The following is a 16,057-nucleotide window of genomic DNA, read 5'->3' on the forward strand; positions in this document are numbered from 1 at the left end:
CGGCCCTATACTTGGGGGTCATGTCGACCGCCGATCCCGTCTTTCTGCTGTTCACCACCTGCCCCGACGTGGCCTGCGCCACGCGGCTGGCACACGCGCTGGTGGACGAACGCCTGGCGGCCTGCGTGACCCGCCTGGACGGCGCGCACTCGACGTACCGCTGGCAGGGCCAGATCAACGAGGACCCGGAGGTCCAGCTGCTGATCAAGACCACCGGCTCCCGCCTGGACGCGGCCATCGCCCGCGTGCAGGCCCTGCATCCGTATGAACTCCCCGAGTGCATTGCGGTCGAAACCCGCGCCGGCCTACCGGCGTACCTGGATTGGATTCGGGCGCAGACCCGTGAGGAAAGTGATTGATGACGCTGCTTCGTCGTGTTGCCGCGCTGTGCGCGCTGCTGGTGCTGTCCCTGCCCGCCTGGGCCGTCAGCGAGAAAGACCTGCTTCCGGTGGACGAGGCGTTCGGGCTGACCGCGCAGGCGCGCGACCGCGACCGCATCGAGGTGCGCTGGTCCATCGCCCCGGGTTATTACCTGTATCGCCACCGCACCACGGTCAAGCCCGAGGCCGGCTTCGCCGCCGACGCGCTGCAGATGCCGGCCGGCAAGAAGCATCACGATGACTTCTTCGGCGAAGTGGAAACCTACCGCGAGCGCCTGGTCGCGGTCCTGCCCGGCAAGGCCGCCGATGGCACCGATACCGTCACCCTGGAAGTGCGTTACCAGGGCTGCGCCGACGCCGGCGTCTGCTACCCGCCGCAGAAGCGCACGCTGCAGGTGAAGCTGCCGGGCGCCGCAGCGGGCCGCACCGATGCTCCCGCCGCGCTGCCTGCCGCCGCGCCGGGCGCTGCCTTCAACACTCCGCTGTCCGGCGGCCTGCGCCTGCCCGGCATGGCCGCCAGCCAGGCGCTGCCACTGCCCTCGGAAAAGGCCTTCGGCTTCGATGCGATCGTTGGCGACGGCAACACCGTGCTGCTGCGCTTCAGCCCCGCGCCGGGCTACTACCTGTATCGCGACCGCACCTCGCTGAAGCTCGAAGGCGCTGCCGGCATCCGTGCGGACAAGCCGCAGTGGCCGGCCGCACGCTCGCACCGTGACGAGCATTTCGGCGACGTGGCCGTGTATTTCGACCAGATCGACGTGCCGCTGCCGCTGCACCGCAGCCGTCCCGACGCGGCCGATGCCACCCTGGTGATCACCTTCCAGGGCTGCCAGACCGACGGCATCTGCTACCCGCCGATGACCCGGCGGGTGAAGCTGTCGCTGCCGGCGGGCAAGGTCAATGGCACCAGCAGCGATGCCAGCGTCAAGCAGGAGGTGATCGCCCCGCTGCCCAGCCGCGACAAGCGTGCGCTGGCGCGCGACCGTGCCGACAACGGCATCGCCACCCAGCCGATGCTGATCCGCCCCAATGAACCGGTGCTGCCGGTGGCCGAGCAGGCCGCCCCCGACGCCAGCGCCGACAACGCGCTGCGCACGCCGCCGCCGGGCAGCAACGACACCACGCCGACCAGCCTGGTGGTGGCGCTGCTGCTGTCCCTGCTGGGCGGGCTGATCCTCAACCTGATGCCGTGTGTCCTGCCGATCCTGTCGCTGAAGGTGCTGGGCGTGGCGCAGAGCGGGGAAAGCCGCCAGCGCGCGCGCAGCCATGCGCTGTGGTACACCGCCGGCGTGCTGGTCGCGTTCGCCGCGATCGGCGGGCTGGTGCTGGCCCTGCGCGCGGCCGGCCAGGCCGCAGGCTGGGGCTTCCAGCTGCAGCATCCGTGGTTCATCGCCGCACTGGTCTACCTGATGTTCGCCGTTGGCCTGAGCCTGTCCGGGGTGTTCACCCTGGGCGGCAGCCTGGGCGGCATCGGCCAGTCGCTGGCCTCGCGCAGCGGGCCGATGGGCGATTTCTTCACCGGCGTACTGGCCTGCGTGGTCGCCAGCCCGTGCGTGGCCCCGTTCATGGGCCCGGCGCTGGGCTTTGCCTTCACCGCGCCGGCACCGCAGGCGATGCTGGTGTTCCTGGCACTGGGCCTGGGCCTGGCGCTGCCGTTCCTGCTGATCGGCTTTGTGCCGTCGCTGGCACGTCGCCTGCCGCGCCCGGGGGCGTGGATGGAAACGCTCAAGCACGTGCTGGCCTTCCCGATGTACGGCACCGCGATCTGGCTGCTGTGGGTCCTGGGCCAGCAGCGCGGCGTGGATGCGATGACCCTGGTGCTGGGCGGCCTGGTGGTCCTGGCGCTGGCGCTGTGGTGGTTCGAGCGCAGCCGCTGGCGCAGCCAGCGCGTGGCCGGCCTGCTGGCCACGCTGCTGATCCTCGCCGCGCTCTACCCGGTGTGGGGCGTCACCCGTCTGGCACCGCCGGCCAAGGCCGCGCAGGTGGCCAGCGACAACGTGGTGGCCTACTCCCCGCAGATGCTCGATCGCCTGCGTCAGGACAACCGCGTGGTGTTCGTCAACATCACCGCCGACTGGTGCGTGACCTGCAAGGCCAACGAGCGCACGGTGCTGGCCACCCATGCCTTCGAGGACACCCTGCGCCGCACCAACGCGGTGTACATGCGCGGCGACTACACCAACGTGGACGAGCAGCTCACCGCCTTCCTCAACGAGCACAAGGCCGTGGGCGTGCCGTTGTATGTGGTGTACGGCCCCGGCGCTCCGCCGACCGTGCTGCCGACCGTGCTGACCCAGGCCATCGTCGAAGAAGCCCTGCTGCGCACCGCGCGATGAGCATGCGGCTGCCACGCCGGTATCTGGTGGTGGCCGCCCTGGCGGCCGCCGCCGGCATCGCCGCCGGTACCTGGCTGCATGGCACGCCACCCAACGCCGTACCGGCCCCATCGCGCGAGGCGCCGGTGGCCGGCCCCGGTGATCGTCTGCCGGCGATCACCCTGCCCGATCTGGATGGCCGCCCGGTTGACCTGTCGCGCTTTGCCGGGCGACCGCTGCTGATCAACGTGTGGGCCAGCTGGTGCGGCCCGTGCGTGGAGGAAATGCCGGTGCTGGCCGCGTTCGCCGCCGCACAACCGGCCGACGGCGTGCAGGTGCTCGGGCTGGCCCTGGACACCGCCGAGGGCGTGCGCACATTCCTGGCGCAGGTGCCGGTGGACTACCCGATCGTGCTCGATACCCCGGGCCCGGCCGACGCCAGCGTGCGGCTGGGCAATGCCCAGGGGCTGCTGCCCTACACCGTGCTGGTGGATGCACAGGGGCGCATCGTCAAACAGAAGCTGGGGCCCTTCGCCCACGGCGAGATCGAGGCCTGGGCCGACACGCCCTGACTGACCGGCATGTTCAAGTCCCTTGTGTTCCAGCTGCACTGGCTGTTGGGCATCACCGCCGGCACCGTGCTCGCGGTGATGGGCCTGACCGGCGCCACGTTGGCGTTCGAAGACGAGATCATGCGCGCGGCAAATCCGGCCTTCGCGCACGTTGCCGCGCAGCATGATGCCGGTGCGCAGCCGCTGGAACTGACCACACTGGTGCCGATGCTGCAGCAGGGGCAGGCGCGTGAGATGCAGCGCCTGCGCGTGGACGCCACCGGCAAGCGCCTGTCGGTGGCACGCTTCGCGGGCGGCCAGGAACACTGGCGCTACTTCGATCCCTATACCGGCGCGCCGCTGGACGATCTGCGCGGGCTGGGCTTTTTCGCCTTCGTCGAAGACCTGCACCGGCACCTGGCCAGCGGCGAGCGCGGCAGTCTGGTCACCGGCAGCTGCGCGATCGCGCTGGTGTTCTTCTGCCTGTCCGGCCTGTACCTGCGCTGGCCGCGCCGGTGGTGGCACTGGCGCACCTGGCTGGCAGTGGAATGGGCACGCAGCGGGCGCAGCTTCCTGTGGAGCCTGCATTCGGTGGTGGGCACGTGGGTCCTGCTGGTGTACCTGATGATCGCGCTGACCGGGTTGTGGTGGTCGTTCGACTGGTACCGCAGCGGCGTCACCCGGCTGCTGGGCGGCACCGATACCGGGCAGCGCGTGGCACCGGTCGGGCGCGGCGCGCTGGATCTGCACAAGGTCCAGGCCACGCTGTATGCGCTGGACGGCGTGCGTGGCGGCTACATCGACCTGCGCTTCCCCGCGAAGCCCGGCACGCCGCTGACCGCACGCGTGCAGGGCGACAACGCCGCGCACGACCGCGCGCAGGACCTGGTGCAGCTCGACCCCGCCAGCGGCGCCCTGCTCGACTATGCGCCCTATGCCGGCCAGGATGCGGGCGGCAAGGCGATGGTCAGCGTGTTCGCGCTGCACTCGGGCAGCTTCTTCGGGCTGCCCGGGCGCATTGTGGTGATGCTCTCCAGCCTGTGCATGCTGGTGTTCTTCATCACCGGCTGGATGCTGTATCTGGACCGCCGCCGGAAAAAGCGCGAGGTACGCGCTTCGCGCCTGCCGCTGGCCACCGCACCGGGCGATGGGCAGGCGTGGCTGGTGGCATTCGCCAGCCAGAGCGGGTTCGCCGAACAGCTGGCCTGGCGCGCCGCCGCGCAGCTGCAGGCGGCCGGGTTGACGGTGCAGGTGCGCCCGTTCGGGCAGCTGGATGACGCCGCCCTGCAGCAGGCACGCAGGGCGTTGCTGGTCATCAGTACGTTCGGCGATGGCGAGGCACCGGATGCCGCGCGTGCCGCCGAACGCCGCCTGCTGACGCGATCGCTGCCGCTGGCGGGCCTGGACTACGCCCTGTTGGGCCTGGGCGATCGCGAGTACGCCCGTTTCTGCGGTTTCTCGCGCAGCGTGGACGCCTGGCTGCAGGCGCAGGGTGCGCAGCGCCTGTTCGCCCCGGTGGAGGTGGACCGCGAGGACCCGCAGGCGCTTGCGCGCTGGCAACAGCAGCTCGCCGAGATCAGCGGCATCGACGATCACGCACCGTTGCCCCTGCAGCCCGCGCTGCAGGCATGGACGCTGCACGCACGCCACCTGCTCAACGCGGGCAGCGCAGCGGGGGCGATCTGGCAGGTGGCGCTGCTCCCGCCGGCCCACACGCACTGGCAGGCCGGCGACATTCTCGAGGTGGCGCCGCGCCATGACGCCGCGCATGTCCGCGCGGTGCTGGCCAGGCACGGACTGGACCCGGCACAGCCGATCACGCTGGACGACACCGCCACGACGCTGGGCGACGCTGCGGCAGGGCGCGTGCTGCCCGACACCGCCACGCCGGTGGCTGACGCCACTGCCTGGGTGACCGCGCTGCCGCGGCTGCCGCATCGCGACTACTCCATCGCCTCGGTGCCCGGCGACGACCACCTGCACCTGGTGATCCGCGTGACGGCGCTGCCCGATGGCCGGCATGGTCTGGGCTCGGGCTGGCTGTGCGTGCACGCGGAGACCGATGGCACCGTGCACGCGCGCGTGCGCCGCAACACCGGCTTCCACCGCCATCCCGAACACGCGCCGATGCTGCTGATCGGCAACGGCACCGGCATTGCCGGGCTGCGCAGCCTGCTGCGTGAGGCGGCCGCGCAGGGCGACCGCGGCCACTGGCTGGTGTTCGGCGAACGGACCCGCGCCCACGATCATCTCTACCGCGACGAGATCGCCACCTGGCAGCAGGACGGGCATCTGGCCCGCGTCGACCTGGCCTTCTCGCGCGATGCCGACGGCGGCGGCTACGTGCAGCACCGCCTGCGTGACGCGGCCGGAGCCGTGCAGGCCTGGGTGGCGATGGGCGGCAGCGTGTACGTCTGCGGCTCGCTGCACGGCATGGCCGAGGGCGTGGATGCGGTCCTGCGCGAGGTACTCGGCGAGGACACGGTGGACCGCCTGCTCGACGACGGCCGCTACCGCCGCGACGTGTACTGAGCCGCGGCGGAAGGCCGGTAGACCGGCGTCACTCGAACCAGCGGCGCAGGTAACGCGCGGTGGCGCCGTGGCGCGCGCGGCTCACCTGCGCAGGCGTGCCTTCGGCCACGATCGTGCCGCCCGCCTCACCCGCCCCCGGGCCGATGTCGATCACCCAGTCGGCATCGGCGACCACGCGCAGATCGTGTTCGACCACCACCACGCTGTTGCCCGCGTCCACCAGCCCGTGCAGCTGCGCCATCAGCTTGTCCACATCGGCCGGATGCAGGCCGGTGGTCGGCTCGTCGAGCACGTACAGCGTGCTGCCGCGCTGGCTGCGCTGCAGCTCGGTGGCCAGCTTGATGCGCTGCGCCTCGCCCCCGGACAGCTCGGTGGCCGGCTGGCCCAGGCGCAGGTAACCCAGCCCGATATCGCGCAGCAGCTGCAGCGGCCGCTGCACGGCGGGCTCATCGGCAAAGAACGCGAGCGCTTCCGCCACGGTCATCGCCAGCACCTGCGCGATGTTGCGACCGTTCCACTGCACCTCCAGCGTGCGGGCGTTGTAGCGCTGCCCGTGGCAGGTCGGGCACGGCGCATACACGCTGGGCATGAACAGCAGTTCCACATGCACAGAGCCTTCGCCTTCGCAGGTGTCGCAGCGGCCCTGGGCGACGTTGAACGAGAAGCGCCCGGCACCGTAGCGGCGTGCCTTGGCCATGCGCGTGGCCGCGAACAGGCGGCGCACGTGGTCGAACAGGCCGGTGTAGGTGGCCAGGTTGGAGCGCGGTGTGCGTCCGATCGGCTTCTGGTCGACATTGACCAGCCGGGTGATCCCATCCACATCGCCCTGCAGCCGCCCACGCGTGCGCACGATGGTGTTCGGCTGCGGCAGATCGCTGTCGCTCTCTTCCACCGCCGGCTCGTGGCCGAGGTGCTCGCCGACCAGCTCCACCAGCGCCTGGCTGACCAGGCTGGACTTGCCGGAGCCGGACACGCCGGTCACTGCGGTGAACGCACCCAGCGGAAAACGCGCGTCCAGCCCTTTCAGGTTGTTGCGATGCAGCCCGCGCAGGGCCAGCCAGCCCGATGGCGGGCGCGGCGTGCGGCGTGGCGTTGCGTGATCCTCAAACAGGTACGGCGCGGTCACCGACGCGGCGACCGTGCGCAGGCCGTCCGGCGGCCCGCTGTACAGCACCTGCCCGCCCTGCTCGCCGGCGCCGGGGCCGACATCGACCAGCCAGTCGGCGCGGCGCAGCATCTCCAGGTCGTGTTCAACCACGAACAACGTGTTGCCGGCGGCCTTGAGCTGGTCCAGCGCACGATGCAGTGCTTCGCCGTCGGCGGGGTGCAGGCCGGCGGTAGGCTCATCGAGCACGTAGACCACGCCGAACAGGCTGGAGCGGATCTGTGTGGCCAGGCGCAGCCGCTGCAGCTCGCCCGGCGACAGCGTGGGCGTGGCGCGGTCCATCGACAGATAGCCCAGGCCAAGATCTTCCAGGGTACCGATGCGATCGACCAGGTCGCGCGCGATGCGCTGGGCGGCGATGCGCTTCTCTTCGGACAGGTCCGGGGTACGACGCACGTCGCTGCCGCCGGCATGCGCGTTGCCCCCTGCCGCCACGCGCTGGGCCGTGGCCTTGCGCCCCGCCGCGCGGCTGCGCGAGGCGCGCGCCACCGGCACCTCGAAACGCCCCTCTGCGGCCGGACGCAGCACCTGCGCCATCGCCGCGAGCGACAGCTGCGACAGCGCGCCGATGTCCAGGCCCGCGAACGTGACCGACAGCGCCTCGCGCTTGAGGCGCTTGCCCTCGCACACCGGGCAGGCCGCGCCGATCATGTAGCGTGCCACGCGCTTCTTCATCATCGCGCTCTGCGTGGTGGCAAAGGTGTGCAGCACGTAGCGGCGTGCACCGCTGAAGGTGCCCATGTAGCTGGGCTCTTCCTTGCGGCGCAGGGCGGCGCGGGTTTCGGCCGGAGTGAAGCCTGCATAGACCGGCGCCACCGGTTGTTCCTCGGTGAACAGAATCCAGTCGCGCTGCTTCTTCGGCAGCTCGCGCCAGGGAATGTCCACGTCGTAGCCGAGTGTGACCAGGATGTCGCGCTGGTTCTGCCCGTGCCAGGCCGGCGGCCACGCGGCGATCGCGCGCTCGCGGATGCTCAGCGACGGATCGGGCACCATCGACTGCTCGGTCACTTCGTACACATACCCCAGCCCGTGGCAGTTCGGGCAGGCGCCCTGCGGCGTATTCGGCGAGAAGTCTTCGGCATACAGCATCGGCTGCGCGGCCGGATAGGTGCCGGCGCGCGAATACAGCATGCGCAGCAGGCTGGACAGCGTGGTCACGCTGCCCACGCTGGACCGCACGCTGGCGGTGCCCCGCTGCTGCTGCAGCGCCACCGCCGGCGGCAGGCCCTCGATCGCATCCACGTCCGGCACCCCGACCTGGTCGATCAGCCGCCGCGCGTACGGCGACAACGACTCCAGGTAGCGCCGCTGCGCCTCGGCGTACAGCGTGCCGAAGGCCAGCGAGGACTTGCCCGAACCGGAGATCCCCGAGAACACCACCAGCGCATCGCGCGGCATGTCCACGTCGACATTCCTGAGATTGTGCTCGCGCGCGCCGCGTACACGGACGAAGGCGCCGGGTTGCGCCGGTGCTGCCGGCTTCTTTCGTGTGCTCATGCCTGCAGGATAGAGACCGCCCCCGCACGCGGCCAGTGAAGGCGCGTGCGGGGGCGACCGGGCCGCGTCAGGCGCGCGCCAGGCGGGCGCCGCGCGGGGCCTGCGGCGGCTCCACCTCGAAGGCAGCCACCGCCTGGGACAGATGCCCGGCCTGGCGCTGCAGCGCCTGCGCCGATGCCGAGGCCTCTTCCACCATCGTGGCGTTCTGCTGGGTGCTGCCATCCATCTGCAGCAGCGTCTTGCCCACCAGCTCGATGCCCACGCTCTGCTGCTGCGAGGCCGCCGAGATGCCCGCCATGATCGCCGTCACCTGCTGCACGCTGCCGACGATCTGCTGCATGGTCGCGCCGGCCTGGTCCACCTGGCGCGTGCCCGCGGCGACGGTGTCCACCGAGGCCTCGATCAGGCCCTTGATCTGGCGCGCGGCATCGGCGCTGCGCTGGGCCAGCAGCCGCACCTCGCTGGCAACCACGGCGAAGCTGCGTCCCTGCTCACCGGCACGCGCAGCCTCCACGGCGGCGTTCAGCGCCAGGATGTTGGTCTGGAAGGCGATGCCATCGATCACGCTGGTGATGTCGGCGATGCGGTGCGACGCCTGGGCGATGTCGCGCATGCTCGCCACCACCTGCCCCACCGAATCGCCCCCGCGCACGGCGATGTCGGCGGCCTCGATCGCCAGGCGGTTGGCCTGCTGGGCGGACTCGGCGTTCTGACGCACCGTGGCGGTGAGTTCCTCCATCGACGATGCGGTCTCCTCCAGGTGCGCGGCCTGGCGCTCGGTGCGGTCGGCCAGGTCGTGGTTGCCGCTGACGATCTCGCCGGCGGCGCCGTTGATCGCCACCGACGCCTGCTGGATGCGCGCGACGATGTCGGTGAGCTGCTGCACGGTGGCGTTGGCATCGTCGCGCATCTGCGCGAATACGCCTTGGAAGTCGCCGCGCATGCGCACCCGCAGGTCGCCCTGGGCCAGCGCCGAGAGCAGCGCCTGCAGACCGGACAGATTGCCCTGGAAGGTATCCAGCAGGCGGTTGATGCTCACCGCCAGGGTCAGCACGAAGCCCTGTTTGCCGGCCACGTCGATGCGGCCATGCAGGTCGCCCTGCGCGGCGGCATCGACCAGCGCGGCCACTTCGGTTTCCACCGTGGTCTCCAGCGCGCGGCTGCGCCACTCCACCGCCGCGCCCAGCAGGTGGCCGTGATCGACGATCGGCGTCACCACCAGCTGGTAGCGCGTGCCGGCGTGCACGATCTCGTGGCGGACGCTGCCGGTGCCGTGCAGGGCCTGCACGATATGGGCGAACACCGGGTGCAGCGCCTGTGCGGGACGCCCGCGCCAGGCCAGCTCATCAATGCCCAGCTCCGCCTGCAGCGCGCGGTTGAGCAGGCTCACCTGGCCCTGCGGGTCCAGCACCATCAGGCCGGTCTGCGCGCTGTCCAGCGCCTGCCGCGCACGCGCATTGTCGCGTGCGGTGGCGCGCTCGGCCTCGATGCGTTCGCGCAACCGCTGCTGCATGTGCACCAGACGCTGTGCGAGCTGGCCGATCTCGTCGTGTGGGTTGTGCACGGCCAGCACCGTGTCCAGACGATCCTCGGCGATGTCCTCGGCAAAGCGCAGCGTATCGGCGATGGGCCGGCGCACGGCGCGCAGCACCAGCAGCAGCGTGGCGATCAGCACCAGCGCCACCAGCGCCAGCGTCAGCGCAAACCCCACCGTCATCGCACGGGCCTGCGCCTGCTGCCGCTGGCGGGCGGCATCCAGTGCCGCCCCCTGCGCCTGCTCCAGCTGCTGCAGCGCCGGCGCGATCTGCGCGGCGGTGTCGGCCAGCGATTGTGCCTCCACGTCCAGCCCGACCCGTGCGGCGGTGTAGGCCAGCAGTGCGCCCTGATAGGCGTCCATGCGTGCGCGCAGGTCGTCCTGCGTGGCGCCGGGCAGGCCCGCGCCCGGCAGCGCCAGCTCGAACGGCAGGCGCGCCTCGCTGGCGCGATCGGTATGGGTGGCATCGCCGCTGAGCAGCAGCAGCGCTTCTTCGCGGCGCATGCCCTGCCACTGCGCCTGCAGCAGCGGCGGTGCGGTGGCGTCCAGCACGGTGGCCACGGCCGCGGCCGTCGCCTCCAGCTGCGCGCGCAGGCCCGCGTCGCCGCGGCCCATTTCATCGGCACGGGCATTGAGTGCGGCAATGCCCTCGGCAAACTCACCGGCGCGTGCGGCCAACGCATGCAGCGCCTTGGCCGTGCCCGGGTCGTGCGGGTCGCGCTGCAACTGCGCCAGCGTTGCCTGCAGACGCTGCTGTGCCTGCTGCAGCGCGGTGCGGTCGGTGTCGTCGAACGTGATCGCATAACGGGTCTGCAAGCGCCGTGCATCGGCCACCTGCGCGGCCAGGGCGGCGGCCAGCGCGGCATCCTGCTGGTGCGCGTCGAACGTCGCCGCCGCCCGTTCGCTGCTGTAGCGGGTGCCGGCGTAGACCAGGGCCACCACCAGCAGGCCGATGCCGCAGACCACCAGGCTGGCCTTCAGTTTGCGTGCGACACTGAGCCGCTGCAGCAGCCCACGGGCGCGGCGGATGAGAGAGACGGGCGATGCGCGTCCGCCGGGGCGGGCGAACGAGGGGAACAGGCGGCGGGGAACGGCCGACATCACGTACTCCAGGCGGAATGACGCATCGGTATCGGCCGCATCTGCCACGTCTTTAGCACTTTCTTCGCCTCGACCCGCCAGCGGTCGCGACTGCGCCCGTTGTACCCGGCGCAGGCGACGGCAAGATGACGGCCGCAGACCGCCCACCACCGCGCGACGCAGCGTTCCATCTGCTCCGGTGCGGCCGGCTTGACCTCAACCACGGTTGAGCCGCCACAGTGGCGGCACCTTCCCCCGTGGTGTCCGGCCCATGACCCCGCACGACTTTCACGCCTACCTGCAGCGACTCGGCGAAGCCACGCCACCGCCGCCCACGCTGGCAACGCTGGCCCGCCTGCAGCAGCGCCACAACGCCACCTTCCCGTTCGATACGCTCACCACCCTGCTGCGCGATGCCGTGGCCATCGACCTGCCCAGCGTGGCGCACAAGGTGCTGAACGAAGGGCGCGGCGGGTACTGCTACGAGCTCAATGGCCTGTTCCTGGCGCTGCTGCAGCAGCTGGGTTTCCAGGCACGCGCGATTGCCGCGCGGGTGGTGATGGGGGCGACCGACGACGTGCCGCCGCCGCGTACACACATGCTGCTGCTCGTCACCGTGGACGGGGTGGACTACAGCGTGGATGTCGGTTTCGGTGGCAACACGCCGACCGGGCCGCTGCGGCTGGACCAGCGCTTCCCGCAGGCAACGCCTCACGAGCGCTACCGGCTGGACCGGCACGGGGACACGTATTTACTGCAGGTGGAGGTGGGTGGCGAGTGGCGGCCGTTGTACCGCTTCGACCTGCAGGTGCAGGAGGCCGTGGATCACATCGTCGGCAACTGGTATGTCTGCACCCATCCGGCCTCGTCCTTCCCAGGCCAGCTGCGGGCGGCACTGGCCGGGCCCGGCTGGCGGCGAACGATCGGCGCCGCCAGCTATGCGGTACACCGCATCGGCCAGCCGAGCGAGCGGCGCGCACTGGTCGATGTGGATGATGTACTGCAGGTGCTGCGCGAAGACTTCGGCATCACCCCGCCCCCGCACCCGCGCCTGCGCGAGGCGATTGCCGCGTGGCTGCGCGGCGGGGCCTGACGGTCAGGCCTGGGTATCCACCTGGCTGCCGGTGGCCGGTTACTGCTCGGCATCCAGCCGTTGTACCGGCAGCGCCAGCACGGCGGCGGTGGGCATGACGCTGCCGAACGCATCGGCAATTTCGGTCAGCGCGGCGCGGTGCAGCGCGTCGGCGCTCACCACCCCGTTGCCGTCGTAGGCCTGCACGCTGCGGGTGGCGACCGCGTCGGACGGTACGATCACCTCATAGCCCAACGGCGCCGCGTCGCGGGCGGTGGTGGCCACACAGGCATGGCTCATCAGGCCGGTGATGATCAGCGTGCGGATGCCCCTGGCCTTCAACTGGGCGTCCAGGTCGGTGCTGGCGAAGGAACTCACCGTGGTCTTCCTGATGAGCGCGTGGTGGGCCGCCGGCTGCATGCCGGGGACGAGCTGCACACCCGCGCTGCCTTCGGCAAACACGGGTGCAGCGGCCGGATTGACGTGCTGTACGTGGATCACCGCGATGCCGTTGGCGTCGGCCATGCGCACCAGCCGCTGGCTGTTGGCCAGCGCGGCGTCGCCGTCGGGGATCGGCAGCCGGCCGGTGTAGTACTCGTTCTGGAAATCGATCACCAGCAGCGCGGTGCTGCCGGCGTGCAGCTGCTGCGGCGCGGTGGCGCCGCCGAGGGCGCGCAGTGTGGGTGCGTCGGCGGCGGTCGCAGCGCCACTGGCAGCGGCCAGACTCATGCCGGCGACGAGGGGAAGGATCAGACCTTTCATGCGGGGAACTCCGGTGCAGGGATGCGGGACGGGCGGCGATGTGCCGACGGCCGCCATTGTTCCGCCGCCCTGCACGGGCCAACAGTGGCCCGGATGCCATTCACTGCTAGGATCGGGCCATGTTGACCGCACCCGCCCCGCACCACGTCGCCGTGGTGGCCTACCAGCAGATCAGCCCTTTCCACCTCGCCGTGCCGTGCATGGTGTTCGGTGAGGACCTGCTCCGCCTCGGCGCGCCCCGCTACCGGCTGAGCGTGTGCGCCGCCGAGCGCGGGCCGCTGCAGACCCCGGCCGGCTTCAGCATCGACGTGGCGCAGGGGCTGGAGGCGCTCGCCGACGCCGACACCATCGTGGTGCCCGCCTGGCGCGACCCGGCCGAGCCGGCACCGCCTGCGCTGCTGGAGGCCCTGCGCACGGCCCACGCGCGCGGCGCGCGGCTGGTCGGGCTGTGCCTGGGCGCGGTGGTGCTGGCCCAGGCCGGGCTGCTCGACGGGCGCCGCGCCTCGACCCACTGGGTGTTCATGGACGATGTGGCCGCGCTGCACCCGCAGGTGCAGCTGCAACGCGATGTGCTCTACGTGGAGGACGGCACCCTGCTGACCTCGGCCGGTACCGCAGCGGCAATCGACTGCTGCCTGCATCTGCTGCGTCAGGACCACGGCGCCGAGATCGCCAGCCGCGTGGCCCGCCGCATGGTGGTCGCGCCGCACCGCCAGGGCGGCCAGGCGCAGTACATCGAACAGCCGCTGCCGGCCACGTTCGGCGACGACCGTCTGGCCGGGGTACTGGAATGGGCGCGGTTCCACCTGGCCGAGCCGATCGACATCGATACCCTGGCCGCGCGCGCCAGCATGAGCCGCCGTACCTTCACCCGGCACTTCCGCAACCTCACCGGCACCACCTTCACCCCGTGGCTGCTCGACCAGCGCCTGGCCCGCGCGCAACGCCTGCTGGAAACCAGCGACACCGCGCTGGAGCGCATCGCCGGCCAGGCCGGCTTCGGCTCCACCGCATCGCTGCGCAGCCACTTCAGCGCCGCCTACGGCGTGTCGCCGGGCACTTACCGGCGCACGTTCCAGGGCGCGCGGGCGGACTGACCATCGCGCACCGGCGCTACAGGTCGCGCCGCAGCAAGAACGGCGAAACGCGCGGCACGCCGCTGCGCTACCCTCCCCACCGGGCCATCACAAGGAGACGTGCAGGCATGGGCGCAACAGGCAGGGCGCTGTGGTACATCGAAAGCCACTACGCCACCCCGCTGGCGCTGGCCGATATCGCGCGTGCGGTGGGCCTGTCGCCGTTCCATCTGTCGCGGCTGTTCCAGGCCGGCACGGGCACGTCCATCGTGCGCTACCTGCGCGGACGCCGGTTGAGCGAAGCGGCCCGGCACCTCGCCCAGGGCGCGGGCGACATCCTCGCCGTCGCGCTGGCGGCCGGCTACGCCTCGCACGGCACCTTCACCCGTGCCTTCACCGAACAGTTCGGGCAGACCCCGGAACGGGTCCGCGCGGGCGGGCTGGACGGCATCGCGCTGGTGGAGGCGATCAAGCTCGACGACACCGCGCAGCCCTGCGCGGCGCGGCCCCAGGTGACGCGCGCCGGTCCCCTGCGGATCGCAGGCATCAACGCACGCTACAGCACGGCCACGGTGGCCGGGATTCCGGCGCAGTGGCAGCGCCTGGCGCTGGCGCACCCTGCGCCGTCCGCGGTGAGCTTCGGCATCTGCCACAACGGCGATGCAGACGGCCATTTCGACTATCTGGCCGGCATCCCGTGTCAGCCCGGACACACGCCGCCGCCGGGCTGGCACACGCTGGACATCCCCCCGCGCGACTATCTGGTCGCCTGGCATGCCGGGCACATCTCCACCATCCGCGCCACTTGGCGCTGGCTGCTGGACGTGCACCTGCCGGCCGCCGGCCTGCACCTGGCCAACGCGCCTGACCTGGAACGCTACGACGCCCGCTTTGACGACCGCACCGGCCACGGCGGCGTGGAAATCTGGCTGCCGCTGGACACCTCGAAGGAACACACCGCATGCGCATGAGTCCCCTGCTGCTGTCACTGGCCCTGTGGTCGACGACCGCCCTTGCCGACGATGCCGCCCCGGTGGCCGGCGAGCGCCACGGCCTGGCATCGCTGGCGAGCGCGGCGGTGCGCGATGAAGCGCATCGCGACCAGCTGCGCTACACCGTGTGGTACCCGGCCCAGGCCGGCAGCCAGGAGCGCGCCCTCCAGATCGGCCCGCCACAGGCACCGCTGTTCGAGGTGGGCCGTGCCGCCGGCGATGCCGCGCCGGCACCGGGCACATGGCCGGTGCTGCTGCTCTCTCACGGCAACGGCGGCAGCGCGCGGATGATGGGCTGGTTCGGCACCGCGATGGCGCGCGCCGGCTTCGTGGTGATCGCCGTGGACCATCCCGGCAACAACGGCGTGGATGCCATGACCGTCGCCGGCAGCACCCTGACCTGGGAACGCGCGGGCGATCTCAAGGCCGCGCTGGCCGCCGCACACGCCGATCCGGTGCTGTCGGCCCACATGGACATGGCACGCCTCGGCGTGGCCGGCTACTCCGCCGGCGGGTTCACCGCGCTGCTCGCCGCCGGCGCACGCATGGACCTGCAACGCCTGCTTGATTTCTGCCGTGCGCAGCCGCAGGACGGTGTCTGCCAGCCGCAGGCCGAGTTCCCCACGCTCACCCTGCAGGCGCGCCTGGACGCCGCCGCCACGCCTGCCCTGCAGCCCTATTTGCGCCAGGCCGGCGCCAACCACGCCATCCCCGGCGTGCGCGCGGTGTTCCTGATGGCCCCGGCCATCGTGCAGGCGTTCGCGCCGGCCGAGCTGGAGCAGGTGGTGCAGCCGGTGGGCATCGTGGTCGGCGAACGCGACACCGTTGCCGCGCCGTCCACCAATGCCGACGTCGCCGCCGCGTCGATTCCGCACGCGACACTGCGACCGCTGCCCGGCGTGGGCCACTACGACTTCCTGTCCGACTGCACCCCGCTGGGCCAACAGCGCCTCGGGCCGCTGTGCGCAGTGGACGTGCCCAAGGCACAGACGCACGCAACCACCATCGACGCCGCCACGCGCTTCTTCCGCGAGACCCTGTGAGCGGCATGGTCGCGAAACCTGCATCGCTGAAAGACGCCGTGGCGGTATTAACATGGGG

At 71.4% G+C, this 16,057-nt stretch carries 11 protein-coding genes; 8 read left to right on the forward strand and 3 right to left on the reverse strand.

From position 1 onward, the window contains the following. The first annotated feature begins 20 nt into the window (after positions 1-20). From cutA to ACO6VK_RS18440, 4 genes are read left to right on the forward strand one after another with little or no spacing between them, the layout of a single operon-like run. Entirely contained in the window at positions 21-359 is a 339-nt protein-coding gene (gene cutA / locus ACO6VK_RS18425; protein WP_422509737.1) for a divalent-cation tolerance protein CutA, read from the forward strand. Then, complete coding sequence (locus ACO6VK_RS18430; protein WP_422509654.1) at positions 359-2,716, forward strand: protein-disulfide reductase DsbD domain-containing protein; 2,358 nt, start codon at positions 359-361, stop codon at positions 2,714-2,716. Before cutA ends, ACO6VK_RS18430 begins: the two co-directional genes overlap by 1 nt. Before the next feature lie 2 nt (positions 2,717-2,718). Next, positions 2,719-3,267, forward strand: coding sequence for a TlpA family protein disulfide reductase (locus ACO6VK_RS18435; protein WP_422509739.1), 549 nt, complete (start codon positions 2,719-2,721; stop codon positions 3,265-3,267). Between the two features lie 9 nt (positions 3,268-3,276). Further along, positions 3,277-5,778 carry a PepSY domain-containing protein gene (locus ACO6VK_RS18440; RefSeq protein ID WP_422509656.1) on the forward strand — a complete coding sequence of 834 codons (2,502 nt, stop codon included), beginning with the start codon at positions 3,277-3,279 and terminating at the stop codon, positions 5,776-5,778. A gap of 28 nt (positions 5,779-5,806) precedes the next feature. Here ACO6VK_RS18440 and ACO6VK_RS18445 read toward each other — a convergent pair whose 3' ends face one another. Further along, positions 5,807-8,440, reverse strand: coding sequence for an excinuclease ABC subunit A (locus ACO6VK_RS18445; protein ID WP_422509658.1), 2,634 nt, complete (start codon positions 8,438-8,440; stop codon positions 5,807-5,809). A 67-nt stretch (positions 8,441-8,507) separates the two neighbouring features. Beyond that, positions 8,508-11,075: a methyl-accepting chemotaxis protein gene (locus ACO6VK_RS18450; RefSeq protein WP_422509660.1), complete on the reverse strand. Its 2,568-nt coding sequence runs from the start codon at positions 11,073-11,075 to the stop codon at positions 8,508-8,510. A gap of 250 nt (positions 11,076-11,325) precedes the next feature. Between ACO6VK_RS18450 and ACO6VK_RS18455 the strand changes: the two genes are divergently transcribed. After that, complete coding sequence (locus ACO6VK_RS18455; protein ID WP_422509662.1) at positions 11,326-12,147, forward strand: arylamine N-acetyltransferase family protein; 822 nt, start codon at positions 11,326-11,328, stop codon at positions 12,145-12,147. 39 nt (positions 12,148-12,186) lie between these two features. On the opposite strand, the gene ACO6VK_RS18460 is transcribed toward ACO6VK_RS18455, so the two are convergent. Continuing rightward, entirely contained in the window at positions 12,187-12,888 is a 702-nt protein-coding gene (locus tag ACO6VK_RS18460; RefSeq protein ID WP_422509664.1) for a cysteine hydrolase family protein, read from the reverse strand. Positions 12,889-13,007: 119 nt separating this feature from the next. Here ACO6VK_RS18460 and ACO6VK_RS18465 point away from each other — a divergent pair, with 119 nt between their 5' ends. The 3 genes from ACO6VK_RS18465 (at position 13,008) to ACO6VK_RS18475 (ending at position 15,999) form a co-directional block, all read left to right on the forward strand. Beyond that, complete coding sequence (locus ACO6VK_RS18465; RefSeq protein WP_422509666.1) at positions 13,008-13,985, forward strand: helix-turn-helix domain-containing protein; 978 nt, start codon at positions 13,008-13,010, stop codon at positions 13,983-13,985. Between the two features lie 107 nt (positions 13,986-14,092). After that, positions 14,093-14,935, forward strand: coding sequence for an AraC family transcriptional regulator (locus ACO6VK_RS18470; RefSeq protein WP_422509668.1), 843 nt, complete (start codon positions 14,093-14,095; stop codon positions 14,933-14,935). Beyond that, complete coding sequence (locus ACO6VK_RS18475) at positions 14,926-15,999, forward strand: alpha/beta hydrolase family protein (RefSeq protein ID WP_422509670.1); 1,074 nt, start codon at positions 14,926-14,928, stop codon at positions 15,997-15,999. Before ACO6VK_RS18470 ends, ACO6VK_RS18475 begins: the two co-directional genes overlap by 10 nt. Positions 16,000-16,057: the final 58 nt, after the last annotated feature.

The organism is Stenotrophomonas sp. GZD-301, assembly GCF_049310345.1.
Lineage (GTDB): Bacteria > Pseudomonadota > Gammaproteobacteria > Xanthomonadales > Xanthomonadaceae > Stenotrophomonas.